Annotated in this window: 30 protein-coding genes; all 30 read left to right on the top strand. The window is 67.8% G+C overall.

Features of this window, described 5'->3' with window-relative positions:
* Positions 1-185 precede the first annotated feature (185 nt).
* The 30 genes from rplJ to rpsE all read left to right on the top strand — a co-directional run bounded on the left by rplJ (position 186) and on the right by rpsE (position 25507).
* Positions 186-713: a 50S ribosomal protein L10 gene (gene rplJ / locus ACW9J6_RS26695; protein ID WP_457119377.1), complete on the top strand. Its 528-nt coding sequence runs from the start codon at positions 186-188 to the stop codon at positions 711-713.
* A 54-nt stretch (positions 714-767) separates the two neighbouring features.
* Positions 768-1148, top strand: coding sequence for a 50S ribosomal protein L7/L12 (gene rplL, locus ACW9J6_RS26690; protein ID WP_457119376.1), 381 nt, complete (start codon positions 768-770; stop codon positions 1146-1148).
* Between the two features lie 275 nt (positions 1149-1423).
* Complete coding sequence (rpoB, locus tag ACW9J6_RS26685) at positions 1424-5548, top strand: DNA-directed RNA polymerase subunit beta (RefSeq protein WP_457119375.1); 4125 nt, start codon at positions 1424-1426, stop codon at positions 5546-5548.
* 175 nt (positions 5549-5723) lie between these two features.
* Complete coding sequence (rpoC, locus tag ACW9J6_RS26680) at positions 5724-9926, top strand: DNA-directed RNA polymerase subunit beta' (protein WP_457119374.1); 4203 nt, start codon at positions 5724-5726, stop codon at positions 9924-9926.
* 163 nt (positions 9927-10089) lie between these two features.
* Positions 10090-10284: a type II toxin-antitoxin system HicA family toxin gene (locus ACW9J6_RS26675; protein WP_457119373.1), complete on the top strand. Its 195-nt coding sequence runs from the start codon at positions 10090-10092 to the stop codon at positions 10282-10284.
* A 4-nt stretch (positions 10285-10288) separates the two neighbouring features.
* Positions 10289-10705, top strand: a complete 417-nt coding sequence (locus ACW9J6_RS26670; RefSeq protein ID WP_457119372.1) for a type II toxin-antitoxin system HicB family antitoxin — start codon at positions 10289-10291, stop codon at positions 10703-10705.
* A 203-nt stretch (positions 10706-10908) separates the two neighbouring features.
* The gene (locus tag ACW9J6_RS26665) at positions 10909-11484 is read left to right on the top strand and encodes a DUF805 domain-containing protein (protein ID WP_457119371.1); all 576 of its coding nucleotides are present in this window, start codon (positions 10909-10911) and stop codon (positions 11482-11484) included.
* A gap of 349 nt (positions 11485-11833) precedes the next feature.
* Complete coding sequence (gene rpsL, locus ACW9J6_RS26660; protein ID WP_012330347.1) at positions 11834-12205, top strand: 30S ribosomal protein S12; 372 nt, start codon at positions 11834-11836, stop codon at positions 12203-12205.
* Positions 12206-12322: 117 nt separating this feature from the next.
* A complete protein-coding gene (gene rpsG / locus ACW9J6_RS26655) occupies positions 12323-12793 on the top strand; it encodes a 30S ribosomal protein S7 (RefSeq protein ID WP_457119370.1) in 471 nt (156 codons plus the stop codon).
* A 33-nt stretch (positions 12794-12826) separates the two neighbouring features.
* Positions 12827-14902, top strand: a complete 2076-nt coding sequence (fusA, locus tag ACW9J6_RS26650) for an elongation factor G (protein ID WP_457119369.1) — start codon at positions 12827-12829, stop codon at positions 14900-14902.
* 101 nt (positions 14903-15003) lie between these two features.
* Positions 15004-16194 carry an elongation factor Tu gene (tuf, locus tag ACW9J6_RS26645; protein WP_457119368.1) on the top strand — a complete coding sequence of 397 codons (1191 nt, stop codon included), beginning with the start codon at positions 15004-15006 and terminating at the stop codon, positions 16192-16194.
* A 91-nt stretch (positions 16195-16285) separates the two neighbouring features.
* Positions 16286-16594: a 30S ribosomal protein S10 gene (gene rpsJ / locus ACW9J6_RS26640; RefSeq protein ID WP_128564557.1), complete on the top strand. Its 309-nt coding sequence runs from the start codon at positions 16286-16288 to the stop codon at positions 16592-16594.
* A gap of 52 nt (positions 16595-16646) precedes the next feature.
* Entirely contained in the window at positions 16647-17396 is a 750-nt protein-coding gene (rplC, locus tag ACW9J6_RS26635) for a 50S ribosomal protein L3 (protein WP_457119367.1), read from the top strand.
* Positions 17396-18016 (top strand): 50S ribosomal protein L4, encoded by a 621-nt coding sequence (rplD, locus tag ACW9J6_RS26630; RefSeq protein WP_457119366.1) that lies wholly within the window; start codon positions 17396-17398, stop codon positions 18014-18016. Before rplC ends, rplD begins: the two co-directional genes overlap by 1 nt.
* Complete coding sequence (locus ACW9J6_RS26625; protein ID WP_099905692.1) at positions 18013-18309, top strand: 50S ribosomal protein L23; 297 nt, start codon at positions 18013-18015, stop codon at positions 18307-18309. Before rplD ends, ACW9J6_RS26625 begins: the two co-directional genes overlap by 4 nt.
* A 26-nt stretch (positions 18310-18335) precedes the next feature.
* Positions 18336-19172 (top strand): 50S ribosomal protein L2, encoded by an 837-nt coding sequence (gene rplB, locus ACW9J6_RS26620; RefSeq protein ID WP_457119365.1) that lies wholly within the window; start codon positions 18336-18338, stop codon positions 19170-19172.
* 12 nt (positions 19173-19184) lie between these two features.
* Complete coding sequence (gene rpsS, locus ACW9J6_RS26615) at positions 19185-19463, top strand: 30S ribosomal protein S19 (RefSeq protein ID WP_457119364.1); 279 nt, start codon at positions 19185-19187, stop codon at positions 19461-19463.
* 1 nt (position 19464) lies between these two features.
* The gene (gene rplV / locus ACW9J6_RS26610; protein WP_457119363.1) at positions 19465-19848 is read left to right on the top strand and encodes a 50S ribosomal protein L22; all 384 of its coding nucleotides are present in this window, start codon (positions 19465-19467) and stop codon (positions 19846-19848) included.
* A gap of 10 nt (positions 19849-19858) precedes the next feature.
* Positions 19859-20629: a 30S ribosomal protein S3 gene (gene rpsC, locus ACW9J6_RS26605; RefSeq protein ID WP_457119362.1), complete on the top strand. Its 771-nt coding sequence runs from the start codon at positions 19859-19861 to the stop codon at positions 20627-20629.
* A 31-nt stretch (positions 20630-20660) separates the two neighbouring features.
* Complete coding sequence (rplP, locus tag ACW9J6_RS26600) at positions 20661-21074, top strand: 50S ribosomal protein L16 (RefSeq protein WP_457119361.1); 414 nt, start codon at positions 20661-20663, stop codon at positions 21072-21074.
* 13 nt (positions 21075-21087) lie between these two features.
* Entirely contained in the window at positions 21088-21303 is a 216-nt protein-coding gene (gene rpmC / locus ACW9J6_RS26595; RefSeq protein ID WP_457119360.1) for a 50S ribosomal protein L29, read from the top strand.
* A 12-nt stretch (positions 21304-21315) separates the two neighbouring features.
* On the top strand, positions 21316-21576 hold the full coding sequence (gene rpsQ / locus ACW9J6_RS26590; protein WP_457119359.1) for a 30S ribosomal protein S17: 261 nt from the start codon (positions 21316-21318) through the stop codon (positions 21574-21576).
* A 312-nt stretch (positions 21577-21888) separates the two neighbouring features.
* Positions 21889-22257: a 50S ribosomal protein L14 gene (gene rplN / locus ACW9J6_RS26585; RefSeq protein WP_012330332.1), complete on the top strand. Its 369-nt coding sequence runs from the start codon at positions 21889-21891 to the stop codon at positions 22255-22257.
* Positions 22257-22574 (top strand): 50S ribosomal protein L24, encoded by a 318-nt coding sequence (gene rplX, locus ACW9J6_RS26580; protein WP_457119358.1) that lies wholly within the window; start codon positions 22257-22259, stop codon positions 22572-22574. The genes rplN and rplX overlap by 1 nt, the downstream gene beginning before the upstream one ends.
* A complete protein-coding gene (rplE, locus tag ACW9J6_RS26575; RefSeq protein WP_457119357.1) occupies positions 22567-23133 on the top strand; it encodes a 50S ribosomal protein L5 in 567 nt (188 codons plus the stop codon). The genes rplX and rplE overlap by 8 nt, the downstream gene beginning before the upstream one ends.
* A 45-nt stretch (positions 23134-23178) precedes the next feature.
* Positions 23179-23484 carry a 30S ribosomal protein S14 gene (gene rpsN / locus ACW9J6_RS26570; RefSeq protein WP_457119356.1) on the top strand — a complete coding sequence of 102 codons (306 nt, stop codon included), beginning with the start codon at positions 23179-23181 and terminating at the stop codon, positions 23482-23484.
* A gap of 16 nt (positions 23485-23500) precedes the next feature.
* Complete coding sequence (rpsH, locus tag ACW9J6_RS26565; RefSeq protein ID WP_457119355.1) at positions 23501-23896, top strand: 30S ribosomal protein S8; 396 nt, start codon at positions 23501-23503, stop codon at positions 23894-23896.
* A gap of 30 nt (positions 23897-23926) precedes the next feature.
* On the top strand, positions 23927-24460 hold the full coding sequence (rplF, locus tag ACW9J6_RS26560) for a 50S ribosomal protein L6 (protein ID WP_457119354.1): 534 nt from the start codon (positions 23927-23929) through the stop codon (positions 24458-24460).
* 12 nt (positions 24461-24472) lie between these two features.
* Entirely contained in the window at positions 24473-24835 is a 363-nt protein-coding gene (gene rplR, locus ACW9J6_RS26555; RefSeq protein ID WP_457119353.1) for a 50S ribosomal protein L18, read from the top strand.
* Positions 24836-24931: 96 nt separating this feature from the next.
* Entirely contained in the window at positions 24932-25507 is a 576-nt protein-coding gene (gene rpsE / locus ACW9J6_RS26550) for a 30S ribosomal protein S5 (RefSeq protein WP_457119352.1), read from the top strand.
* Positions 25508-25513 lie beyond the last annotated feature (6 nt).

Raw genomic sequence — 25513 nt, 5'->3', positions numbered from 1 at the left:
GCGGGCGGGCAGGGTGTCGGTTTGAACCATCTCACCCGGGACGACCGGCCGCAAGGCCGCCGGTTCGGGGACAGGGCCGTGAAGCGTCGCTCGCGCCGCCGCGGTCTGCCAAGGCCCCGGCTCAGCACGGGCGGCATGTGCAACCGGTGGGACCGATCCTGGTTCCGCCAACCGGAGAGAGCCCGGTGGACAGAGCAGCAAAAGCTGATCTCGTCGCGTCGCTCAACGAGGTGTTCTCCACCACCTCGCTGGTCGTCGTGGCCCACTACAAGGGCCTCACGGTCGCCGACATGCAGAAGCTGCGCGCGCAGATGAAGCAGGCCGGCGCCACCGTGAAGGTCGCGAAGAACCGTCTCGCCAACATCGCTCTCGACGGCACCGACGTCGCTTCCATCAAGCCCCTCCTGAAGGGCCCGACCCTGCTCGCCTATTCGAGCGATCCGGTCGCGGCCGCCAAGGTGGCGGTGGACTTCGCCAAGGTGAACGACAAGCTCGTGATCCTCGGCGGCGCCATGGGCGCGACGGCCCTGAACCCGGACGGCGTGAAGGCTCTGGCCACGCTGCCGTCCCTCGACGAACTGCGCGCCAAGATCGTGGGCCTCGTGCAGGCGCCCGCGACCAAGATCGCCCAGGTCGTCAACGCGCCGGCGGCCAAGCTCGCCCGCGTGTTCGGGGCCTATGCCGACTCAGCGAAGACGGACGAGGCCGCCTGACGGCGCTTCGCTCACACACCCATCGTTCAAACCGACAACACGCAGGAACTGGAAATGGCTGATCTTGCCAAGCTCGTCGACGACCTGTCGTCCCTGACCGTCCTCGAGGCCGCCGAGCTCGCGAAGCTGCTCGAAGAGAAGTGGGGCGTCTCGGCCGCCGCCGCCGTCGCCGTGGCCGCCGGCCCGGCCGCCGGTGGCGCCGCCGCCGCCCCGGTCGAGGAGCAGACCGAGTTCACCGTCGTGCTGACCGCGGCCGGCGACAAGAAGATCGAGGTCATCAAGGAGGTCCGCGCGATCACCGGCCTCGGCCTCAAGGAGGCCAAGGACCTGGTCGAGGGCGCGCCCAAGCCGGTCAAGGAGGGCGTGTCCAAGGACGACGCCGCCAAGCTCAAGGCCCAGCTCGAGAAGGCCGGCGCCAAGGTCGAGCTCAAGTAAGACGATGCGGGCCCCCGCGGCCCGCACCTGCCCCGCGGCCGCCGGTCTCCGGCGCGCCGCGGACCCTCCAGCCCGCGGGTTCGCGCCCGCGGGCTAGAGGCTTTTCGGCGCCGGGCATGCCCGGCGCCCCCTCGGGATCCTGGGCAAGGATCCCCATATGGTCGGATTCGGGTTTTGGATCGCCGCGGGCGGTCCGGCCGGGACGGTCGATGCGGGCACAAGGCGCCCGCGTCCCACCGGCCCCGTCACGCGGTGGATGAGGAGCGAGGTCACCTATGGCCAACACGCTGGTCGGTCGCAAGCGCATTCGCAAGTTCTTCGGCAAGATCCGGGAAGTCGCCGAGATGCCGAACCTCATCGAGGTCCAGAAGGCGTCCTACGACCAGTTCCTGATGGTGGACGAGCCCGAGGGCGGTCGTCCCGATGAAGGATTGCAGTCCGTCTTCAAGTCGGTCTTCCCGATCTCTGACTTCTCCTCGACCGCGCTGCTCGAGTTCGTGAAGTACACCTTCGAGGCGCCGAAGTACGACGTCGACGAGTGCCGGCAGCGCGGGATCACCTTCGCCGCCCCGCTGAAGGTGACGCTGCGCCTGATCGTGTTCGATGTCGACCCGGATACGGGCGCCAAGTCGGTCAAGGACATCAAGGAGCAGGACGTCTACATGGGCGACATGCCCCTGATGACGGAGAACGGCACCTTCATCGTCAACGGCACCGAGCGCGTGATCGTCTCGCAGATGCACCGCTCGCCGGGCGTCTTCTTCGACCACGACAAGGGCAAGACCCACTCCTCGGGCAAGCTCCTGTTCGCCGCCCGCATCATCCCGTACCGGGGGTCCTGGCTCGACGTCGAGTTCGACGCCAAGGACATCGTCTACGCGCGCATCGACCGCAAGCGGAAGATCCCGGTCACCTCGCTGCTCTTCGCGCTCGGCCTCGACGGCGAGGAGATCCTGTCGACCTTCTACAACCGCATCTCGTACACCCGGGATGGCGCTGACTGGCGCGTGCCCTACGACGCGGAGCGCCTGAAGGGCTTCAAGGCCACCACCGACCTCATCGATGCCGATTCCGGCGAGGTGGTGCTGGAGGCCGGCAAGAAGCTGACCGCCCGCGCCGCCCGGCAGATCGCCGAGAAGGGCACCAAGGCCCTGCGCGCCACCGACGAGGATCTGGTCGGCCAGTACATCGCCGAGGACCTCGTCAACTACAAGACCGGCGAGATCTACGCCGAGGCGGGCGACGAGATCAGCGAGAAGATGCTGAAGGCGCTGTCGGATGTCGGGATCGAGGAGATCCCGGTGCTCGACATCGACCACGTCAACGTCGGTCCCTACATCCGCAACACCCTGGCGGTGGACAAGAACTCGGCCCGCGAGGGCGCGCTGTTCGACATCTACCGGGTGATGCGCCCGGGCGAGCCGCCGACGCTCGACACCGCCGAGGCGATGTTCCACTCGCTGTTCTTCGACGCCGAGCGCTACGACCTCTCGGCGGTCGGCCGCGTGAAGATGAACATGCGCCTCGACCTCGACGCGCCCGACACCATGCGCACCTTGCGCCGCGAGGACATGCTCGCGGTGGTCAAGGCGCTGGTCGACCTGCGCGACGGCAAGGGCGAGATCGACGACATCGACCACCTCGGCAACCGCCGGGTGCGCTCGGTCGGCGAGCTCATGGAGAACCAGTACCGCCTGGGCCTCCTGCGCATGGAGCGCGCCATCAAGGAGCGGATGTCGTCCGTCGACATCGATACCGTGATGCCGCAGGACCTGATCAACGCGAAGCCGGCGGCGGCGGCGGTGCGCGAGTTCTTCGGCTCGTCGCAGCTCTCGCAGTTCATGGACCAGACCAACCCGCTCTCCGAGGTGACGCACAAGCGGCGCCTCTCGGCCCTCGGCCCGGGCGGTCTGACCCGCGAGCGCGCGGGCTTCGAGGTGCGCGACGTGCACCCGACCCATTACGGCCGCATCTGCCCGATCGAGACGCCGGAAGGCCCGAATATCGGCCTGATCAACTCGCTCGCCACCTTCGCGCGGGTGAACAAGTACGGCTTCATCGAGACCCCGTTCCGGCGCGTGAAGGCCGGGATCGTGACCGACGAGGTGGTCTACCTCTCGGCCATGGAGGAGGCGAAGTACTACGTGGCGCAGGCGAGCGCCGCGATGGATGCGGAGCGCCGCCTGACGGAGGACCTCGTGGTCTGCCGCCGCGCCGGCGAGGTGATCGTGGTCGCCCCCGACCGCGTGGACCTGATGGACGTGAGCCCCAAGCAGCTCGTGTCGGTGGCCGCGGCGCTGATCCCGTTCCTGGAGAACGACGACGCCAACCGCGCCCTGATGGGCTCGAACATGCAGCGCCAGGCGGTGCCGCTGGTGCGGGCCGACGCGCCCTTCGTGGGCACCGGCATGGAGGCGGTGGTCGCCCGGGATTCCGGCGCGGCGATCGCGGCGCGGCGCGCGGGCATCATCGACCAGGTCGATGCCACCCGCATCGTCATCCGCGCCACGGAGGAGACCGACCCGACCAAGCCCGGCGTCGACATCTACCGGCTGCAGAAGTTCCAGCGCTCGAACCAGTCGACCTGCATCACGCAGAAGCCGCTGGTCCGGGTCGGCGAGGTGGTCAGGAAGGGCGACATCATCGCCGACGGTCCCTCGACCGAGTTCGGCGAGCTGGCGCTCGGCCGCAACGTCCTCGTCGCCTTCATGCCCTGGAACGGCTACAACTTCGAGGACTCGATCCTGCTCTCCGAGCGGATCGTGAAGGATGACGTGTTCACCTCGATCCACATCGAGGAATTCGAGGTGATGGCCCGCGACACCAAGCTCGGGCCGGAGGAGATCACCCGCGACATCCCGAACGTCTCCGAAGAGGCGCTCAAGAACCTCGACGAGGCCGGCATCGTCTATATCGGCGCCGAGGTCCACGCGGGCGACATCCTGGTCGGCAAGATCACGCCGAAGGGCGAGAGCCCGATGACCCCGGAGGAGAAGCTGCTCCGGGCCATCTTCGGCGAGAAGGCGTCGGACGTGCGCGACACGTCTCTGCGCGTGCCCCCGGGCGTCACCGGCACCATCGTCGAGGTGCGGGTGTTCAACCGGCACGGCGTCGACAAGGACGAGCGCGCCCAGGCCATCGAGCGCGAGGAGATCGAGCGCCTTGCCAAGGACCGGGACGACGAGCAGGCGATCCTCGACCGCAACACCTACGCGCGTCTCGCCGACGTGCTGGTGGGGCAGTCGCCGGTGGCCGGCCCGAAGGGCTTCAAGAAGGACACGCTGCTCACCCGCGAGACCATCGCGGACTACCCCCGCTCGCAGTGGTGGCAGTTCGCGGTCGTCGACGATCGCCTCATGACCGAGATCGAGGCGATGCAGAAGCAGTACGACGAGTCGAAGAAGCGCCTGGAGCAGCGCTTCCTCGACAAGGTCGAGAAGCTGCAGCGCGGCGACGAGCTGCCCCCCGGCGTCATGAAGATGGTCAAGGTCTTCGTGGCGGTGAAGCGCAAGATCCAGCCCGGCGACAAGATGGCGGGCCGCCACGGCAACAAGGGGGTGGTGTCCCGGATCGTGCCGATCGAGGACATGCCGTTCCTGGAGGACGGCACCCACGCCGACATCGTGCTCAACCCGCTCGGCGTGCCGAGCCGCATGAATGTCGGCCAGATCCTCGAGACGCATCTGGGCTGGGCCGCCGCAGGGCTCGGGCGCCAGGTCGCCCAGGCCGTCGACGCCTACCTGCGCACCCAGGACGCCGCGCCGCTGCGCGACCGGATGGGGAGCATCTACAGCCCGCACGAGATCGAGGGCCTGTCGGACCGCGAGCTCGCCGAGGTCGGCAACAACCTGCGCCGCGGCGTGCCGATGGCGACGCCGGTCTTCAACGGCGCCAAGGAGGCCGACATCGAGGCGATGCTGGAGATGGCCGGGCTCGACCGCTCGGGGCAGTCGACGCTCTACGACGGGCGCACCGGCGAGCCCTTCGACCGCAAGGTCACGGTCGGCTACATCTACATGCTGAAGCTGCACCACCTCGTGGACGACAAGATCCACGCCCGGTCGATCGGTCCGTACTCCCTCGTCACCCAGCAGCCCCTGGGCGGCAAGGCGCAGTTCGGCGGTCAGCGCTTCGGCGAGATGGAGGTTTGGGCGCTGGAGGCCTACGGCGCGGCCTACACGCTGCAGGAGATGCTCACCGTCAAGTCGGACGACGTCGCCGGCCGCACCAAGGTCTACGAGGCCATCGTGCGCGGGGACGACACCTTCGAGGCGGGCATCCCGGAGAGCTTCAACGTGCTCGTGAAGGAGATGCGCTCGCTCGGCCTCAACGTCGAGCTGATCTCCTCCAAGCGCGCGGCCAACGACCAGCTCGAGGCGCCGCCCGAGGCGGCCGAGTAAACGCCACCCTCACGGGACGGAGGCGCCGCGGGAGCGATCCCGCGGGCGCGCCGCCGTCCCGCTCCCCGGCGGGACGCCCGGTCCCGCCCGGGCGCTCCGACGACACGCGGATTTCAAGCGCGACGCCCGCCCCACCGGCCCCTCGGGGCGGCCCGTCGGCTTCAAGGAGACGATCATGAACCAAGAGGTCATGAATCTTTTCAACCAGCAGGCTCAACCTCAGAGCTTCGACCAGATCAAGATCTCGATCTCGTCGCCTGAGAAGATCCTGTCGTGGTCCTACGGTGAGATCAAGAAGCCCGAGACGATCAACTACCGGACGTTCAAGCCGGAGCGGGACGGTCTGTTCTGCGCGCGGATCTTCGGGCCGATCAAGGATTATGAGTGCTTGTGCGGTAAGTACAAGCGCATGAAGTACAAGGGCGTCATCTGCGAGAAGTGCGGCGTCGAGGTCACTCTCGCGCGCGTGCGGCGCGACCGCATGGGCCATATCGAGCTCGCGGCGCCCGTCGCGCACATCTGGTTCCTGAAGTCGCTGCCGAGCCGCATCGGCCTCCTGCTCGACATGGCGCTCAAGGACCTGGAGCGCATCCTCTACTTCGAGTCCTACGTCGTCATCGAGCCGGGCCTCACCCCCCTGAAGGAGCGTCAGCTCCTCTCGGAGGAGGAGTACCTGCGCGCGCAGGAGGAGTACGGCGAGGATTCGTTCACCGCGATGATCGGCGCCGAGGCCATCCGGCGCATCCTCCAGGATCTCAACCTGGACAAGATCGCGGCCGACCTGCGCCAGGAGATCGCCACCACCACCTCCGACCTGAAGCCCAAGAAGCTGCTCAAGCGCCTCAAGATCATCGAGGCGTTCCAGCTCTCGGGCAACAAGCCGGAATGGATGATCCTGACGGTCGTGCCGGTGATCCCGCCGGACCTGCGCCCGCTGGTGCCCCTGGACGGCGGCCGCTTCGCGACGTCGGACCTCAACGACCTCTACCGGCGCGTCATCAACCGCAACAACCGCCTGAAGCGGCTGATCGAGCTGCGCGCGCCCGACATCATCATCCGCAACGAGAAGCGGATGCTGCAGGAGGCGGTCGACGCGCTGTTCGACAACGGCCGCCGCGGCCGCGTCATCACGGGCGCCAACAAGCGCCCGCTGAAGTCGCTCGCCGACATGCTGAAGGGCAAGCAGGGCCGGTTCCGCCAGAACCTGCTCGGCAAGCGCGTCGACTACTCGGGCCGCTCGGTCATCGTGGTCGGCCCGGAGCTGAAGCTGCACCAGTGCGGGCTGCCCAAGAAGATGGCGCTCGAACTGTTCAAGCCCTTCATCTACGCGCGCCTCGACGCCAAGGGCTTCTCGGCCACCGTGAAGCAGGCCAAGAAGCTCGTCGAGAAGGAGAAGCCGGAGGTCTGGGACATCCTCGACGAGGTGATCCGCGAGCACCCGGTGATGCTGAACCGCGCGCCGACGCTCCACCGCCTCGGCATCCAGGCCTTCGAGCCCAAGCTGATCGAGGGCAAGGCGATCCAGCTGCACCCGCTGGTCTGCGCCGCGTTCAACGCCGACTTCGACGGCGACCAGATGGCCGTGCACGTCCCGCTGTCGCTGGAAGCGCAGCTGGAAGCGCGCGTGCTGATGATGTCGACGAACAACATCCTGCACCCGGCGAACGGCGCGCCGATCATCGTGCCCTCGCAGGACATCGTGCTCGGGCTCTACTACCTGTCGATCGTCGCCGACGGCGCGCCGGGCGAGTACAAGCCGAACAACCCGCAGAACCCGATGCAGGGCGTCTACGGCAATGTCGGCGAGCTGGAGCACGCCCTGGCCTCGCGGGCGGTGACGCTGCACTCGAAGATCAAGTGGCGCTGGACGGGCATCGGCCCGGACGGCGAGCCGCTGACGCGCACCTACGACACCACGCCGGGCCGGGTGATCCTGTCCAGCGTGCTGCCCAAGCACCGCAAGGTTCCCTTCGACGTCGTCAACAAGCTGATGACCAAGAAGGAGATCTCGGCGATGATCGACACCGTCTACCGCCATTGCGGTCAGAAGGAGTCGGTGATCTTCTGCGACCGCATCATGGGTCTCGGCTTCAGCCACGCCTTCCGGGCCGGCATCTCGTTCGGCAAGGACGACATGGTGGTGCCCGAGAACAAGTGGTCGATCGTCGACGAGACCCGCGCGCTCGTGAAGGATTACGAGCAGCAGTACCAGGACGGCCTGATCACCCAGGGTGAGAAGTACAACAAGGTCGTGGACGCCTGGGCGAAGTGCTCGGACCGCCTCGCCGCCGAGATGATGAACCGCATCTCCTCGGTGCAGAAGGACGAGAAGGGCGCCGACAAGCAGGTCAACTCGATCTACATGATGAGCCACTCCGGCGCGCGCGGCTCGCCGGCCCAGATGAAGCAGCTTGCGGCGATGCGCGGCCTGATGGCGAAGCCGTCGGGCGAGATCATCGAGAGCCCGATCATCTCGAACTTCAAGGAAGGCCTGGACGTGCTCGAGTACTTCAACTCGACGCACGGCGCCCGCAAGGGCCTCGCCGACACCGCCCTGAAGACCGCGAATTCGGGCTACCTGACCCGCCGCCTCGTCGACGTGGCGCAGGACGCGGTGATCCGCGAGGTGGATTGCGGCACCGATTCCGGCATCCGCATGCGGGCGATCATCGACGCCGGCCAGGTCGTGGCGACGCTCGCGACCCGCATCCTCGGCCGCGCCACGGCGGAGGATCTGGTCGCGCAGGACGGCTCGATCATCGTCGCCAAGGGCCAGATGATCGAGGAGCGCCACCTGGACGCCATCAACAAGGCGGGCATCCAGGAGGTGAAGATCCGCTCGGTGCTGGTCTGCGCCACGAAGAACGGCGTCTGCGCCACCTGCTACGGGCGCGACCTCGCCCGCGGCACGCCCGTCAACCAGGGCGAGGCGGTCGGCGTCATCGCGGCGCAGTCGATCGGCGAGCCGGGCACGCAGCTCACGATGCGGACCTTCCACATCGGCGGCGCGGCCCAGATCGCGGATTCGTCCTTCATCGAGTCGAGCTTCGAGGGCACGGTGCGGATCCGCAACCGCGGCCTCGCGCGGAACTCGGACGGCGACCTCGTCGCCATCGGCCGCAACGTGGCCGTGGTGATCGTCGGGCCGGACGGCACCGAGCGGGCGGTCCACCGCCTGCAGTACGGCGCCCGCGTCCGGGTCGACGAGGGCGACGCGATCAAGCGCGGCCAGCGCATCGCCGAGTGGGATCCCTACACGAGGCCGATCCTGACCGAGGTGGACGGCATCGTCGCCTACGAGGACCTGATCGACGGCCAGTCGATCACCGAGACCACCGACGAGTCGACCGGCATCGCCAAGCGCGTCGTCATCGACTGGCGGGGCTCGTCGCGCACGGCGGACCTGCGTCCGGCGCTCGCGATCCACGACCAGAACGGCAAGGTGCAGAAGCTGCCCCGCGGCTCCGACGCCCGTGCCCTGCTGCCCGTGGACGCGATCATCGGCGTGGATCCGGGAGCGCGGGTGAAGGCCGGCGACATCCTGGCCCGCGTCTCGACCGAGAGCGCCAAGACCCGCGACATCACCGGCGGTCTGCCGCGGGTGGCGGAGCTGTTCGAGGCGCGGCGCCCGAAGGACGCGGCGATCATCGCCGAGAAGTCGGGCACCATCGCGTTCGGCCGCGACTACAAGAACAAGCGCCGCCTGTCGCTCACCCCGCATGACGGGTCGGAGCCGGTCGAGTACCTGATCCCGAAGGGCAAGCACATCCACTTGCAGGACGGGGACGTGGTCGAGGTCGGCGACTTCATCGTCGACGGCAACCCGGCGCCGCACGACATCCTGGCGATCAAGGGCGTGGAGGAGCTCGCCGCCTACCTCGTCAACGAGATCCAGGAGGTCTACCGGCTGCAGGGCGTGTCGATCAACGACAAGCACATCGAGGTGATCGTCCGGCAGATGCTGCAGAAGGTGGAGATCACCGACAGCGGCGATTCGGAGATCCTGACGGGCGACCAGATCGACCGGACGGAGCTGGCGGACATCAACGAGCAGCTGCTCGCGGAGGGCAAGAAGCCGGTGCAGGGCGTCCCCGTCCTGCTCGGCATCACCAAGGCCTCGCTGCAGACCCGCTCGTTCATCTCGGCGGCGTCGTTCCAGGAGACCACCCGCGTCCTCACCGAGGCGGCGGTCAACGGCAAGGTCGACACCCTCGAGGGCCTGAAGGAGAACGTGATCGTCGGGTCGCTGATCCCGGCGGGCACGGGCGCGATGATCGCCGACATCAAGTCGATCGCGCGCCGCCGCGACGCGCTGATCATGGCCCAGAAGACCGCCGAGAGCGGCGCGGCCCTGCAGGAACTCCCTGCCGCCGAGTAGGCGAGGGGCGCTTCCGACGGCACCATTGAGGGCCGGCGTCGCCGAGGGGCGGCGCCGGCCCTTTCTTATCGTCTCGAGCCCCCGCCTGCATCCCGCCCGCTCCTGAGACTCAGTCTTGCAGGTAAGGTCCTTTGCGCATAAATTTGCGCACAAGCCGGATGCCATGCCCAAGGTCGAGACGAGTCGTCGATCGGTCGTAGACCGTCTCCTCGCCGAAGGCTGGCTGGATGAAGGCGGTACGAAGCATGCGAAGTTCGGACACCCCAACCGTCCGGGCGTGAAGATCATGGTTCCGCGTCACCCGCAGTTGTCGCCGGGGGTCGCCCGCAACATCGCCAAGGCCGCAGGCTGGATCTGAGGAGGTGACGACGCCCCGCTACATTGCGTTGGTCGACGGCGAGGCGGGCGCCTACGGCGCCGCGTTCCCTGATTGCCCGGGTTGTACCGCCATGGCCGCAACCGTCGACGAGACCCTTCGACTCGCAGGCGATGCCCTTCGCGAATGGATGCGCGATCGGAGTGCTGCCGGACTCGCCCGTCCCGTGCCGCGATCGCCGGAAGCGTTGCGGGCAGACCCGGAGGTCGCTGCTGAGCTCGCCGCCGGTTCCATCGCGGTGGCTGTCCCGCTGCTCCTCGAATCGGGTCGGCCGGTCCGGGCCAATCTGTCCCTCGATGCCGACCTCCTGGCCGAGATCGACGAGGCGGCGGCGTCTCGCGGGGTGACGCGATCCGCGTTCCTCGCCTCCGCCGCCCGCGAGAAGATCCTCGCGGAAAGGTGACTCGCTCCGGGCGGAGCGACGCTTCGTATCCTCGAGCGGCACCCCGCTGCTTCGCCATTGCGCCCGGCAAGCGTCGCCGTTGACGGCGAGCCGCCTCGTCTCCGAGGATCGCCGGCGCGTCGACGCCAGGGAATCCGGAAAAGCGGGCAGGGGCAGCCATGAGGGGAAGGGTTCTCGCGTCCGCGAGCGTGTCGGAGGCAGGCTTGATCGCTGGCGACGACGGTCAGCGCTACCGCTTCGCCGGCTCCGACACCCGGAACGGGCTCCCTCGTCCCGGGCAGGAGGTCGATTTTGAAATCGCAGGTGGCAATGCGGCCGGCATCTACATCGTGGCGGCGCCGACCGTGGTCGATCCCGCGGTGAGTCGCGGCTGGCTGAGCTTCTACTTCAACCCTACCGGGCGAGTGTCGCGTCGCCAATACTGGCTCTATGGCGTCTTGGTGACGTTCGTTGCGTCACTGCTGCTCGGCTGGGTTCCGGTCGTCGGCCAGATCATCGGCCTCGCCACGTTCTGGTCGAGCATCGCCCTGTCCTGCAAGCGCTGCCACGACGTCGGGCGGTCGGGGTGGTGGAGTTTCGTGCCGCCCCTCCCGCTCGCCGCCGCCGTCGTCACGGCGATCATCGAGGCGACCATCGACTCCTCCGGGACCGGCACCGTGATCCTCGGCCTCGTCACCGTCGGATGCTATCTCTGGCTCCTGACCGCGATCTATATCCGCCGTGGCGATCCGGGGCCGAACCGCTTCGGTCCCGACCCGATCGGCGTCCCGATCGCGTAGGGGAGGGGCGCACCGCCCCCTTTCGCGACTGTTTAACGCTTGACACCGTCGGACCCAGGGACTAGGAAGCCCCCCACTGAACGGCTGGCCGTAGGCGGCAGCTGATCGACGTGCCTTCCGAGCCTCGATCCACGCCGCCTAAACGCGACCGAACTTCAAACCGACTGACACGTGTCAGACCGGCATGACCGCAGGGCTCGTCCCCGGTGGTCCTCTGCTCGCATGGCGCGCCAAAGGCTGGTTTTCAGCCTGGGGCGCGATTTGCGTTGCGCTGACCTCAGCGCCGGTCCGCCCGGACGAGATGAATTTGACGGTCGCCCCGGCGGCGATGCGTTGCGAGAGGAATGGCATGCCGACGATCAACCAGCTGATCGCCAATCCGCGGAAGATCCAGAAGAGCCGCAACAAGGTGCCGGCCCTGGATGCCTGCCCGCAGAAGCGTGGCGTCTGCACCCGCGTCTACACCACCACCCCGAAGAAGCCGAACTCGGCGCTCCGGAAGGTGGCCAAGGTCCGGCTCACCAACGGCTTCGAGGTGATCGGCTACATTCCGGGCGAGGGTCACAACCTCCAGGAGCACTCGGTCGTCATGATCCGCGGCGGCCGCGTGAAGGATCTGCCGGGCGTGCGCTACCACATCCTGCGCGGCGTGCTCGACACCCAGGGCGTCAAGAACCGCAAGCAGCGCCGGTCCAAGTACGGCGCCAAGCGGCCGAAGTAAGCGTACCCACCACGCGTTCTATCGCCAGCCCCGCAAGGATGCCGCCGGCCTCACCGCTCAAGGTGGCCTGCGCGGGGCGTACCAGATCGTATTTCGACACAGTGAAGGAAGCGCGCGATGTCCCGCCGCCATTCTGCCGAGAAGCGTGAGATCATCCCGGATCCGAAGTACGGGGACGTGGTGCTCACCAAGTTCATGAACTCGGTGATGTACGAGGGCAAGAAGTCGGTCGCCGAGAGCATCGTCTACGGCGCGTTCGACATCATCGAGAGCCGCGCCCGCGCGAACCCGATCGAGGTGTTCCGGGCCGCCCTCGACAACGTCGCCCCGGCCATCGAGGTGCGCTCGCGGCGCGTCGGCGGCGCCACCTACCAGGTGCCGGTCGAGGTCCGTCTCGAGCGGCGCCAGGCGCTCGCCATCCGCTGGCTGATCCAGGCGGCGCGCTCGCGCAACGACCGCACCATGGTCGAGCGTCTCTCGGCCGAACTCCTCGACGCCGCCAACAACCGCGGCGCCGCCGTCAAGAAGCGGGAAGACACCCACCGGATGGCCGAGGCCAACCGCGCCTTCTCGCACTACCGCTGGTAACCCAGCGGCCGTCCCGCTTTCAGGAGCCCCCCGATGCCCCGCACGCACGCGATCGAGGACTACCGCAACTTCGGCATCATGGCCCACATCGATGCCGGCAAGACCACGACGACCGAGCGGATCCTCTACTACACCGGCAAGTCCCATAAGATTGGCGAGGTCCATGAGGGCGCCGCCACGATGGACTGGATGGAGCAGGAGCAGGAGCGTGGCATCACGATCACGTCGGCCGCGACGACCTGCTTCTGGCGCGACAAGCGCCTGAACATCATCGACACCCCCGGCCACGTCGACTTCACCATCGAGGTCGAGCGCTCGCTGCGCGTGCTCGACGGCGCCGTCTGCGTGCTCGACGGCAACCAGGGCGTCGAGCCCCAGACCGAGACCGTGTGGCGCCAGGCCGACAAGTACGACGTGCCGCGCGTCGTCTTCGTCAACAAGATGGACAAGATCGGCGCCGACTTCTTCAAGTGCGTCGCCGACATCATCGACCGCGTGGCCGGCAAGCCGGTCTGCCTGCAGCTGCCGATCGGCTCGGAGAGCAACTTCCGCGGCGTGATCGACCTCATCAAGATGAAGGCGATCGTGTGGTCGGGTGAGGCGCTCGGCGCCAACTTCTCCGAGGAGGAGATCCCGGCCGATCTCGCCGAGCAGGCGGCGGAGTACCGCACCAAGCTCGTCGAGGCCTGCGTCGAGATGGACGACGACGCGATGGCCGCCTACCTCGACGGCACCGAGCCGGACCAGGACACGATGCGCCGCCTCGTGCGCACCGCGGTGCAGCGGCGTGCCTTCCACCCGGTCCTGTGCGGTTCGGCCTTCAAGAACAAGGGCGTGCAGCCCCTGCTCGACGCCGTCGTCGACTACCTGCCGTCTCCCGCCGACCGCGGCGAGATCAAGGGCATCGACTACAAGACCGAGGAAGAGGTGGTCCGGCGGCCGACCGACACCGATCCCTTCTCCATGCTCGCCTTCAAGATCATGGACGACCCGCATGTCGGCACGATCACCTTCTGCCGCGTGTACTCGGGCAAGGTGGAGTCCGGCGCCAACCTCCTGAACTCGACCCGCGACAAGCGCGAGCGCGTCGGCCGCATGCTGCTGATGCACGCCAACAACCGCGAGGACATCAAGGAGGCCTATGCGGGTGACATCGTGGCCCTGGCCGGCCTCAAGGACACCCGCACGGGCGACACCCTCTCCGACCCGGTCAAGGCCGTGATCCTGGAGAAGATGGAGTTCCCCGAGCCGGTCATCGAGATCGCCGTCGAGCCGAAGTCCAAGGCGGACCAGGAGAAGCTCGGCATCGCGCTCTCGAAGCTCGCCGCCGAGGACCCGTCCTTCCGGGTCTCGACCGACCAGGAATCGGGCCAGACCATCCTCAAGGGGATGGGTGAGCTCCACCTGGACATCAAGGTCGACATCCTGAAGCGCACCTACAAGGTCGAGGCCAATATCGGCCAGCCGCAGGTGGCGTACCGGGAGAAGCTGACCCGCCGGACCGAGATCGACTACACCCACAAGAAGCAGACCGGCGGCACCGGTCAGTTCGCGCGGGTGAAGCTGGTCGTCGAGCCGAACGAGCCGGGCGCGGGCTACGCGTTCGAGTCGAAGATCGTCGGCGGCGCGGTGCCCAAGGAGTACATCCCGGGCGTCGAGAAGGGCCTCAACAGCGTGCTCACCGCGGGCATCCTGGCGGGCTTCCCGGTGGTCGACATCAAGGTGGAGCTGATCGACGGCGCCTACCACGAGGTCGATTCCTCGGCGCTGGCCTTCGAGATCGCCTCGCGGGCGGCGCTCCGCGAGGCTCTGCAGAAGGGCGGCTCGGTCCTGCTCGAGCCGGTGATGAAGGTCGAGGTGGTGACCCCGGAGGACTACACCGGCTCGGTCATCGGCGACCTGAACTCCCGGCGCGGCCAGATCCAGGGCCAGGACATGCGCGGCAACGCCAACGTCATCAACGCGATGGTGCCGCTGGCGAACATGTTCGGCTACGTGAACCAGCTCCGCTCCTTCACCCAGGGGCGCGCGAACTTCACGATGCAGTTCGACCACTACGAGGAGGTCCCGCGCGGCGAGGCCGAGAAGGTGGTGGCGAAGTACGCCTGATGAGATCCTGGGGCGCCCCGCCGGGCGCCCCGACTTTCCCGGGCCAGACCGCGAGATCCGCGCGGCCCGATTTCAACAACTGACCGTTACGGAGACTGGCCATGGCCAAGGAAAAGTTTTCGCGGACGAAGCCGCACTGCAACATCGGGACGATCGGTCACGTCGACCACGGCAAGACGTCGCTGACGGCGGCGATCACGAAGGTTCTGGCGGAGGCGGGCGGGGCGACGTTCACGGCCTACGACCAGATCGACAAGGCGCCGGAGGAGAAGGCGCGGGGGATCACGATCTCGACGGCGCACGTGGAGTACGAGACGCCGAACCGTCACTACGCGCACGTGGACTGCCCCGGCCACGCGGACTACGTGAAGAACATGATCACGGGCGCGGCGCAGATGGACGGCGCGATCCTGGTGGTGTCGGCGGCGGACGGCCCGATGCCGCAGACGCGCGAGCACATCCTGCTGGCGCGGCAGGTCGGCGTTCCGGCGCTGGTTGTGTTCATGAACAAGGTCGACATGGTCGACGACCCTGAGCTGCTGGACCTGGTCGAGCTTGAGGTTCGCGAGCTTCTGTCGAAGTACGACTTCCCCGGGGACGACATCCCGATCACCAAGGGCTCGGCGTTGTGCGCTCTGGAGAACCGTGAGCCGAAGATCGGTCACGACGCGATCCTGGAGCTGATGAAGACGGTGGACGCCTACATCCCGCAGCCGGAGCGTCCGATCGACATGCCGTTCCTGATGCCGATCGAGGACGTGTTCTCGATCTCGGGCCGCGGGACGGTGGTGACGGGGCGCGTGGAGCGCGGGATCATCAAGGTGGGCGAGGAGGTCGAGATCGTCGGGATCCGGCCGACCACGAAGACGACGGTGACGGGCGTCGAGATGTTCCGCAAGCTTCTGGACCAGGGCCAGGCGGGGGACAACGTGGGCGTCCTGCTGCGCGGCACCAAGCGCGAGGACGTTGAGCGTGGGCAGGTTGTGTGCAAGCCGGGATCGGTGAAGCCGCACACGAAGTTCAAGGCGGAGGCGTACATCCTGACGAAGGAGGAGGGCGGGCGTCACACGCCGTTCTTCACGAACTACCGCCCGCAGTTCTACTTCCGGACGACGGACGTGACGGGGGTGTGCCAGCTTCCCGAGGGCACCGAGATGGTGATGCCGGGCGACAACGTGACGATGGACGTGACGCTGATCGTGCCTGTGGCGATGGAGGAGAAGCTGCGCTTCGCCATCCGCGAGGGCGGCCGCACCGTCGGCGCCGGCGTCGTCGCCTCCATCTCCGAGTGATCGGTTCGCCGCTTCCAGAGCCAACGCGGGACAGGTGAGGGGGCGGGCCCTCGAGCCCGCCCCTTCCCCGTCGCGAGGACGAAGAACAATCATGAACGGCCAGAACATCCGCATTCGCCTGAAGGCGTTCGATCATCGCATCCTGGACTCGTCGACCCGCGAGATCGTCTCGACGGCGAAGCGGACCGGTGCCCAGGTCCGCGGGCCCATCCCGCTGCCGACCCGGATCGAGCGCTACACCGTCAACCGCTCGCCCCACATCGACAAGAAGTCGCGCGAGCAGTTCGAGATGCGCACCCACAAGCGCGTCCTCGACATCGTCGATCCCACTCCGCAGACCGTGGACGCGCTGATGAAGCTCGACCTCGCCGCGGGCGTGGACGTGGAGATCAAGCTCTAGTCGGTCCCTCGGGATCGCTGGAGCTTCGGGCAGAACCGCGCGGGGGAGAACCATGCGCTCAGGAGTCATTGCACAGAAGGTCGGCATGACCCGCGTCTTCACGGACGCCGGCGAGCATGTTCCGGTCACGGTGCTCAAGGTCGATCAGTGCCAGGTGGTGGCCCACCGCACGATCGAGAAGAACGGCTACGTCGCGCTGCAGGTCGGCGTCGGCAAGGCCAAGGTCAAGAACGTGTCCAAGGCCGAGCGCGGCCGCTTCGCGATCGCCAAGGTCGAGCCGAAGCGCAAGCTCGCCGAGTTCCGCGTCACCGAGGATGCGATGATCCCGGTCGGCGCCGAGATCACCGCGGACCACTTCATCCCGGGGCAGTTCGTCGACGTGACGGGCACCACCACGGGTAAGGGCTTCGCGGGCGGCATGAAGCGCTGGAACTTCGGCGGTCTGCGCGCCACGCACGGCGTGTCGATCTCGCACCGCTCGATCGGTTCGACCGGCGGCCGTCAGGACCCGGGCAAGACCTTCAAGAACAAGAAGATGCCGGGCCATCTCGGCGTCGAGCGGGTCACGACCCAGAACCTGCGCGTCGTGCGCACGGATCCGGAGCGCGGCCTGATCCTGGTCGAGGGTGCGGTCCCCGGCGTCGCCGGCGGCTGGATCCAGATCCGCGACGCGGTGAAGCGCAAGCTGCCGGCCGAGGCGCCGATCCCGGGCAAGTTCCGCGAGCAGGCCAACGGCTCGGCTCCCGCCGCGGCCCCCGACGCCCCCGCCCCGGAGGCTCCGGCTGCTGAGGAGAACGCGTGATGAAGTTCGAGATCACGACGCTCGACGGCGCCGAGGCCGGCTCGGTCGAGGTCAACGAGGCCATCTTCGGGCTCGAGCCCCGCGCCGATCTGCTGCAGCGCTGCGTGCGCTGGCAGCTGGCCAAGCGCCAGGCCGGCACCCACAAGGTCAAGACCCGGTCCGAGATCAGCCGGACCACCAAGAAGATGTACAAGCAGAAGGGCACCGGCAACGCCCGTCACGGCGCGGCCTCGGCCCCGCAGTTCCGCGGCGGCGCCCGGGCCTTCGGGCCTGTGGTGCGCTCCCACGCCCACGACCTGCCCAAGAAGGTGCGCGCTCTGGCGCTCCGGCACGCGCTCTCGGCCAAGGTGCGTGATGCGTCGCTGGTGATCGTCGACGACGTGCGGCTCGAGGACGGCAAGACGAAGGCCCTCAAGGAGCGCTTCGGCAAGCTCGGCTGGTCGAACGCCCTCATCATCGGCGGCGCCGAGGTGGACGAGAACTTCGGCCGGGCGGCGCGCAACCTGCCGTCCATCGACGTCCTGCCGGTGCAGGGCATCAACGTCTACGACATCCTGCGGCGCGACAAGCTCGTCCTGACGCGCGCGGCGGTCGATGCGCTGGAGGCGCGTTTCAAATGAGTGCGGATCCGCGCCACTACGACGTGATCGTTTCTCCGGTGATCACCGAGAAGGCCACCAACCTCTCGGAGCTGAACAAGGTCGTCTTCCGGGTCGCCCCGAAGGCCACCAAGCCGCAGATCAAGGAAGCGGTCGAGAAGCTGTTCGAGGTCAAGGTGAAGAGCGTCAACACGCTCGTCACCAAGGGCAAGACGAAGATGTTCCGCGGTCAGCGCGGCCAGCGTTCGGACGTGAAGAAGGCGATCGTGACCCTCGAAGAGGGCCAGACGATCGACGTCACGACCGGGCTGTGACGGAACGGCGTTAAGGGAACACGACGATGGCTTTGAAGACATTCAAGCCGGTCACGCCGAGCCTTCGCCAGCTCGTGATCGTGGACCGGTCCGAGCTCTACAAGGGCAAGCCGGTGAAGGCGCTGACCGAGGGCAAGAGCTCCTCGGGCGGGCGCAACAACCTCGGCCGCGTGACCGTGCGGTTCCGCGGCGGCGGCCACAAGCGCACTTTGCGCAACGTCGACTTCAAGCGGCGCGAGCACGCCGGCAAGGTCGGGACCGTGGAGCGGATCGAGTACGATCCCAACCGCACCGCCTTCATCGCGCTCGTGACCTACGAGGGCGGTGCGCAGAGCTACATCCTGGCGCCGCAGCGGGTGAAGGCCGGCGACAAGGTGGTGTCGGGCGCGTCCGTCGACATCAAGCCGGGCAACGCCATGCCGATCGGCAACATGCCGGTGGGCACGATCGTCCACAATGTCGAGCTGAAGATCGGCAAGGGCGGGGCGATCGCGCGCTCGGCGGGCAACTACGCCCAGATCGTCGGCCGCGACCAGGGCTACGTGACGCTGCGCCTGAACTCGGGCGAGCAGCGCCTCGTGCACGGCCAGTGCTACGCGACGGTGGGCGCGGTCTCGAACCCCGACCACATGAACATCTCGCTCGGCAAGGCGGGGCGCAAGCGCTGGCTCGGCCGGCGCCCGCACAACCGCGGCGTCGCGATGAACCCGATCGATCACCCGCACGGCGGCGGCGAGGGCCGCACCTCGGGCGGCCGTCACCCGGTCACCCCCTGGGGCTTCCCGACCAAGGGCAAGAAGACCCGCTCGAACAAGCGCACCGACACGTTCATCGTGTCGAGCCGCCACAACCGCAAGAAGTAAGGGCTTCGCGCCATGGCACGTTCAATCTGGAAGGGGCCGTTCATCGACGGCTACCTCCTCAAGAAGGCGGAGACCGCCCGCGGTTCGACCCGCGCCGAGGTCATCAAGATCTGGAGCCGCCGCTCCACGATCCTCCCGCAGTTCGTTGGCCTGACCTTCGGGGTCTACAACGGGCAGAAGCACATTCCGGTCTACGTCTCCGAGGAGATGGTCGGGCACAAGTTCGGCGAGTTCTCGCCGACCCGGACCTTCCACGGTCACGCGGCCGACAAGAAGGCGAAGAGGCGCTAAGATGGGCAAGGCAGCAGCACCCCGCGCGCTCCCGGAGAACGAGGCGAAGGCCGTCGCGCGCATGCTGCGCGTCAGCCCGCAGAAGCTCAACCTCGTGGCGCAGCTGATCCGGGGCAAGAAGGTCGCGACCGCGCTCGCCGACCTGCAGTTCTCGCGCAAGCGCATCGCGGTCGAGGTCAAGAAGTGCCTTGAGAGCGCGATCGCGAACGCGGAGAACAATCACGACCTCGACGTCGACGATCTCGTCGTCAAGGAGGCCTACGTCGGCAAGGCGCTGGTCCTGAAGCGCTTCCACGCCCGCGCCCGCGGCCGTGGCGCCCGCATCCTGAAGCCGTTCTCGAACCTCACCATCGTGGTGCGTGAGGTCCGGGTCGAGGCCGCCTGAGGAGGAAACGATGGGACAGAAAGTCAATCCGATCGGTCTCCGGCTCGGCATCAACCGGACCTGGGACTCGCGCTGGTACGCGAACAAGGGCGAGTACGCCCGCCTCATGCACGAGGACGTCGCCATCCGCCAGGCGCTGATGAAGCAGCTGAAGCAGGCGGCGGTCTCGAAGATCGTCATCGAGCGCCCGCACCGGAAGTGCCGCGTCACCATCCACTCGGGTCGTCCGGGCGTGGTGATCGGCAAGAAGGGCGCGGACATCGAGAAGCTGCGCAAGCTCGTCGGCACGATGACCAAGGCCGACGTGACGATCAACATCGTCGAGGTGCGCAAGCCCGAGATCGACGCGACGCTGGTCGCCGACTCGATCGCCCAGCAGCTCGAGCGCCGCGTCGCCTTCCGGCGCGCCATGAAGCGCGCCGTGCAGTCGGCGATGCGTCTCGGCGCCGAGGGCATCCGTATCAACTGCTCGGGCCGCCTCGGCGGGGCCGAGATCGCGCGCCTGGAATGGTACCGCGAGGGCCGGGTGCCGCTGCACACCCTGCGCGCCGACGTCGATTACGGCACGGCGACGGCCTTCACCACCTACGGCACCTGCGGGATCAAGGTCTGGGTGTTCAAGGGCGAGATCCTCGAGCACGACCCGATGGCGCAGGACAAGCGGGCTCTGGAAGAGGGCGGCCGTTCCGGCGGGCGTCGCGACCGTGAGCGCGGTGAGCGTGGCGACCGGGATCGCGAGCGGGGCGACCGCGGCGATCGCGGCGGGCGCGACGCGGCCTGACGCGAGCGCCCGGAGAGACTGAGAGACAGCCATGCTGCAACCCAAGAAGACGAAGTTCCGCAAGCAGTTCAAGGGCCGCATCCACGGCTTCGCGAAGGGCGGAACCGACCTGAACTTCGGGTCCTACGGCCTCAAGGCCCTGGAGCCCGAGCGCGTCACGGCGCGCCAGATCGAGGCGGCCCGCCGCGCGATCACCCGCGAGATGAAGCGTCAGGGCCGCGTGTGGATCCGGATTTTCCCGGACGTCCCCGTGACCCAGAAGCCGACCGAGGTCCGGATGGGCTCAGGAAAAGGCTCGCCCGAGTACTGGGCGGCCCGCGTCCATCCCGGCCGGGTCATGTTCGAGATCGACGGCGTCGCCGAGGACATCGCCCGCGAGGCGCTGCGCCTCGGGGCCGCCAAGCTGCCGGTCCGCACGCGCTTCATCCAGCGCATCGCGGATTGAGGGAGAAGGCATCATGAAGTCGAGTCAGCGAGTGTCTGATCTGAGCGCGATGTCGCCCGATCAGCTCGGCGAGGAACTCGTCAACCTGAAGAAGGAGCAGTTCAACCTGCGCTTCCAGCGGGCGACGGGGCAGCTCGAGAACGTTGCGCGCATCCGCGAGGTGCGTCGCGACATCGCCCGTGTCCGCACGCTGCAGCGTCGCAAGACGCTGCAGGCGGCGCAAGGCTAAGGAGAGAGACCCATGCCGAAGCGCGTGCTGCAGGGCGTCGTGGTCAGCGACAAGCAGGACAAGACGATCGTGGTCAAGGTGGAGCGCCGCTTCACCCACCCGGTCATGAAGAAGACCGTTCGCCGGTCGAAGAACTACCACGCCCACGACGAGAACAACGCGGCCAAGGTCGGCCAGACGGTGTTCATCGAGGAGTCGCGGCCGTTCTCCAAGCTCAAGACCTGGCGCCTGGTCGAGGGCGGGGCCGAGGTGGCGGCGACCGCCGAGGCGTGAGCCTCGGGCCGGATCGTCGAGGATGAGGCGCGATGCCCTCTCCCAAACGGGGAGAGGGCATCGCGCGCCTCTTTCAAAAGCCATGATGGCGGGAAAACCGCTTGTGTTCGAGGCCGAACCGGTGTAACCGACCGGCCTCCACGACAGCAGACGGGTGCTCGCGCCCATCGTCGCGATCGTTGACCGCGCCGGCCTCACCGCCGCAGCGCGGTCGTTTCAATGCTGGGGACGTCAGATCCCCATCAGGCTGCCGTCCGTGCCGCAAGCCCGCGGCGCGGAGACCTGCCTGAAACAAGGAAAGGGTGTTGGGCCGTGATCCAGATGCAAACGAATCTGGACGTCGCCGACAATTCCGGTGCGCGTCGCGTGATGTGCATCAAGGTGCTCGGCGGATCCAAGCGCAAGTACGCCGGTGTCGGCGACATCATCGTGGTGTCGGTGAAGGAGGCGATTCCGCGCGGCCGCGTGAAGAAGGGCGACGTCATGAAGGCGGTCGTCGTTCGCACGGCCAAGGACGTGCGCCGTCCCGACGGGTCGGTGATCCGCTTCGACCGCAACGCGGCGGTGCTGATCAACAACCAGAAGGAGCCGATCGGGACCCGCATCTTCGGACCGGTGCCGCGCGAGCTGCGCGCGCGCAACCACATGAAGATCATCTCGCTGGCCCCGGAGGTGCTGTAATGGCCGCCAAGGTGAAGAAGGGCGACAAGGTCGTCGTCCTGACCGGGCGCGACAAGGGCCGCTCCGGCGAAGTGATCCAGGTGATGCCGAAGGAGGGCCGCGCCCTCGTCCGCGGGATCAACCTCGTCAAGCGTCACCAGCGCCAGACCCAGACGCAGGAGGCCGGCATCGTCTCGAAGGAGGCGTCGATCGACCTGTCGAACCTCGCGGTCGCCGATCCCAAGGACGGGCAGCCGACGCGGGTCGGGTTCCGCATCCTGGAGGACGGACGCAAGGTGCGCTTCGCGAAGCGCTCGGGAGATCTGATCGATGGCTGAGGCGCGCAAGGACGGCTACACGCCGCGGCTCAAGAAGCACTACGACGAGGTCGTGCGTGCGAAGATGATCGAGGAGTTCGGTTACACGAACCCCATGCAGGTGCCCACGATCGAGAAGATCACGATCAACATGGGCGTCGGCGAGTCGACGCAGGACTCCAAGAAGGCGACCGTGGCCGCCGAGGATCTCGGCCTGATCGCCGGCCAGAAGCCGGTCATCACCCGGGCCCGCAAGGCGATCGCGACCTTCAAGGTCCGCGAGAACATGCCGATCGGCTGCAAGGTCACCCTGCGCCGCCAGCGCATGTACGAGTTCATGGACCGGCTGATCACCATCGCGCTGCCGCGCGTGCGCGATTTCCGCGGCCTGAACCCGAAGTCGTTCGACGGGCGCGGCAACTACGCGCTCGGCCTCCGCGAGCACCTCGTGTTCCCGGAGATCAACTACGACAAGGCGCAGAATGCCTGGGGCATGGACGTCGTCGTCACCACGACGGCGAAGACCGATGCCGAGGCCCGCGCCCTGCTCAAGCACTTCAACTTCCCGTTCCGGCAGTGAGCGGGCGCTGAGCCCCTCAGACGCGGCAACCGGAGAGACATTGAGATGGCGAAGAAGAGCAAGATCGAGAAGAACAAGCAGCGCGTGGCGCTGGTGAAGCGCTTCGCGGCCAAGCGCGAGGAGTTGCTGTCGACGGCGAACGACGAGTCGCTGCCGATGGAGGACCGCTTCGAGGCGCGCCTCAAGCTGGCGGAACTGCCCCGCAACGCGAACCCCACCCGCATCCGCAATCGCTGCGCGATGACCGGTCGTCCCCGGGCCTATTACCGCAAGCTCGGCATCTCGCGTGTCGCGCTGCGCGACCTCGGCTCGCGCGGGATGATCCCGGGCCTCGTGAAGTCCAGCTGGTGAGGGGAGGGCGCAACCGATGATCACCGATCCCGTGGGCGATATGCTCACCCGCATCCGCAACGGTCAGCAGCGCCGCCGCAACGTGGTGCAGACGCCGGGCTCCAAGCTCCGCGCCCGCGTCCTCGACGTGCTGAAGTCCGAGGGCTACATCCGCGACTACGCGACCACCGATTACGGCAACGGTCGCACCGAGTTCGCGATCGAGCTCAAGTACCATGACGGCCAGCCCGTGATCCGCTCGATCGAGCGCGTCTCGAAGCCCGGCCGCCGGGTCTATTCGTCGGTCGATACCCTGCCGCGCGTCGCCGACGGCCTGGGCATCACCATCGTGTCCACTCCGATGGGCGTCATGGCCGACCACGAGGCGCGCGAGCGCAACGTCGGCGGCGAGGTGCTCTGCAAGGTCTTCTGACCTGCGGACGCCCGACCAGGAGAGACGAACATGTCCCGCGTAGGCAAGAAGCCCGTGGCCGTGCCGGCCGGCGTCACCGCCACCGTCGACGGCCAGAACGTGAAGATCAAGGGCTCGAAGGGCGAACTGTCCTTCCGCGTGCCCGATCAGGTCGAGGTCAGCCAGGCCGACGGCCAGATCTCGGTCCAGCCCCGCAGCCAGACCAAGGAGGCCCGCGCGATGTGGGGCCTCTCGCGGGCCCAGGTCGCCAACCTCATCGAGGGGGTGACGAAGGGCTTCGAGAAGAAGCTGGAGATCAACGGCGTCGGTTACCGCGCCGCGGTCGCCGGCAAGGTGCTCAAGCTGTCGCTCGGCTACAGCCACGACATCGAGTACGAGATCCCGGCCGGGATCACGATCACGACCCCGCGTCCGGTCGAGATCATCGTGGCCGGCATCGACAAGCAGCGCGTCGGCCAGATCGCCGCGGAGATCCGCGAATATCGCGGTCCCGAGCCCTACAAGGGCAAGGGCGTGAAGTACGCGGGCGAATTCATCTTCCGCAAGGAAGGCAAGAAGAAGTAAGGGCGGCCGACGATGTCTCGCAAAATCGACCTGCTCGACCGGCGCCGCGCGCGCGTCCGCCGGGCGATCCGCGCGGCGGCGAATGGCCGTCCGCGCCTCTCGGTCTTCCGCTCCTCGAAGCAGATCTATGTCCAGGTCATCGACGACGCGAGCGGGCGCACGCTCGCCGCGGCGTCGACCCTGGAGAAGGACCTGCGCGCCCGCCTCAAGACCGGCGCCGACAAGGCGGCCGCCGTCGAGGTCGGCAAGCTCGTGGCGGAGCGCGCCAAGGCGGCCGGGGTCACCAAGGTGATCTTCGACCGCTCGGGCTACCTCTACCACGGCCGCGTCAAGGCGCTGGCCGACGCGGCCCGCGAGGGCGGCCTGGACTTCTGATCCGGGCGGGGCACGGATCCGTGCCCCGCACCTCGGCGGAACCAACAATCATGCGAGCGGGACCGCCGCCCGCGCCAGTGAACCGGAAGTGATCTGATGGCACGTGAACGTGAGGGTCGTCGCCGCGACGACCGCGAGGAGCGCGACAGCGAGTTCGTGGACAAGCTCGTCCACATCAACCGCGTCGCCAAGGTGGTGAAGGGCGGCCGTCGCTTCGGCTTCGCGGCGCTCGTCGTCGTGGGCGACCAGAAGGGTCGCGTCGGCTTCGGCCACGGCAAGGCCCGCGAGGTGCCGGAGGCGATCCGCAAGGCCACCGAGGCGGCCAAGCGCGGCCTGATCCGCGTCGCCCTTCGCGAGGGCCGCACCCTGCACCACGACGTCGCCGGCCGTCACGGCGCCGGCAAGGTCATCCTGCGCGCCGCCCCCCAGGGGACCGGCATCATCGCGGGCGGCCCGATGCGCGCCGTCTTCGAGTCGGTGGGCATGCAGGACGTGGTGGCGAAGTCCCTCGGCTCGTCGAACCCGTACAATCTCATCCGCGCCACCTTCGACGCGCTCAAGCGCGAGGACTCGCCGCGGTCGGTCGCCGCTCGCCGCGGTCTGAAGGTGTCGGCGCTGCAGGCCCGCCGTCGCGACGCCGAGTCCGGCGGCGATTCGGCCGATGCGGCGTGAGGAGGC

Source organism: Methylobacterium sp. JK268 (genome assembly GCF_054052225.1).
This window is presented reverse-complemented; position numbering and strand designations above follow the sequence as displayed.

Excerpts from the sequence above, each read along its gene's own strand:
- rpsL (WP_012330347.1), top strand. The coding sequence starts at position 11,834 with ATGCCGACGATCAACCAGCTGATCGCCAATCCGCGGAAGATCCAGAAG.
- rpoB (WP_457119375.1), top strand. The coding sequence starts at position 1,424 with ATGGCCAACACGCTGGTCGGTCGCAAGCGCATTCGCAAGTTCTTCGGC.
- tuf (WP_457119368.1), top strand. The coding sequence starts at position 15,004 with ATGGCCAAGGAAAAGTTTTCGCGGACGAAGCCGCACTGCAACATCGGG.
- rpsN (WP_457119356.1), top strand. The coding sequence starts at position 23,179 with ATGGCGAAGAAGAGCAAGATCGAGAAGAACAAGCAGCGCGTGGCGCTG.
- rpsS (WP_457119364.1), top strand. The coding sequence starts at position 19,185 with ATGGCACGTTCAATCTGGAAGGGGCCGTTCATCGACGGCTACCTCCTC.
- ACW9J6_RS26625 (WP_099905692.1), top strand. The coding sequence starts at position 18,013 with ATGAGTGCGGATCCGCGCCACTACGACGTGATCGTTTCTCCGGTGATC.
- rpsC (WP_457119362.1), top strand. The coding sequence starts at position 19,859 with ATGGGACAGAAAGTCAATCCGATCGGTCTCCGGCTCGGCATCAACCGG.
- rplX (WP_457119358.1), top strand. The coding sequence starts at position 22,257 with ATGGCCGCCAAGGTGAAGAAGGGCGACAAGGTCGTCGTCCTGACCGGG.
- rplC (WP_457119367.1), top strand. The coding sequence starts at position 16,647 with ATGCGCTCAGGAGTCATTGCACAGAAGGTCGGCATGACCCGCGTCTTC.
- rplL (WP_457119376.1), top strand. The coding sequence starts at position 768 with ATGGCTGATCTTGCCAAGCTCGTCGACGACCTGTCGTCCCTGACCGTC.
- rpsG (WP_457119370.1), top strand. The coding sequence starts at position 12,323 with ATGTCCCGCCGCCATTCTGCCGAGAAGCGTGAGATCATCCCGGATCCG.
- rplE (WP_457119357.1), top strand. The coding sequence starts at position 22,567 with ATGGCTGAGGCGCGCAAGGACGGCTACACGCCGCGGCTCAAGAAGCAC.
- rplB (WP_457119365.1), top strand. The coding sequence starts at position 18,336 with ATGGCTTTGAAGACATTCAAGCCGGTCACGCCGAGCCTTCGCCAGCTC.
- ACW9J6_RS26675 (WP_457119373.1), top strand. The coding sequence starts at position 10,090 with ATGCCCAAGGTCGAGACGAGTCGTCGATCGGTCGTAGACCGTCTCCTC.
- rplF (WP_457119354.1), top strand. The coding sequence starts at position 23,927 with ATGTCCCGCGTAGGCAAGAAGCCCGTGGCCGTGCCGGCCGGCGTCACC.
- rplR (WP_457119353.1), top strand. The coding sequence starts at position 24,473 with ATGTCTCGCAAAATCGACCTGCTCGACCGGCGCCGCGCGCGCGTCCGC.
- rpoC (WP_457119374.1), top strand. The coding sequence starts at position 5,724 with ATGAACCAAGAGGTCATGAATCTTTTCAACCAGCAGGCTCAACCTCAG.
- rpsQ (WP_457119359.1), top strand. The coding sequence starts at position 21,316 with ATGCCGAAGCGCGTGCTGCAGGGCGTCGTGGTCAGCGACAAGCAGGAC.
- rpsJ (WP_128564557.1), top strand. The coding sequence starts at position 16,286 with ATGAACGGCCAGAACATCCGCATTCGCCTGAAGGCGTTCGATCATCGC.
- rplD (WP_457119366.1), top strand. The coding sequence starts at position 17,396 with ATGAAGTTCGAGATCACGACGCTCGACGGCGCCGAGGCCGGCTCGGTC.
- rplV (WP_457119363.1), top strand. The coding sequence starts at position 19,465 with ATGGGCAAGGCAGCAGCACCCCGCGCGCTCCCGGAGAACGAGGCGAAG.
- rplP (WP_457119361.1), top strand. The coding sequence starts at position 20,661 with ATGCTGCAACCCAAGAAGACGAAGTTCCGCAAGCAGTTCAAGGGCCGC.
- rpsE (WP_457119352.1), top strand. The coding sequence starts at position 24,932 with ATGGCACGTGAACGTGAGGGTCGTCGCCGCGACGACCGCGAGGAGCGC.
- fusA (WP_457119369.1), top strand. The coding sequence starts at position 12,827 with ATGCCCCGCACGCACGCGATCGAGGACTACCGCAACTTCGGCATCATG.
- rpmC (WP_457119360.1), top strand. The coding sequence starts at position 21,088 with ATGAAGTCGAGTCAGCGAGTGTCTGATCTGAGCGCGATGTCGCCCGAT.
- rpsH (WP_457119355.1), top strand. The coding sequence starts at position 23,501 with ATGATCACCGATCCCGTGGGCGATATGCTCACCCGCATCCGCAACGGT.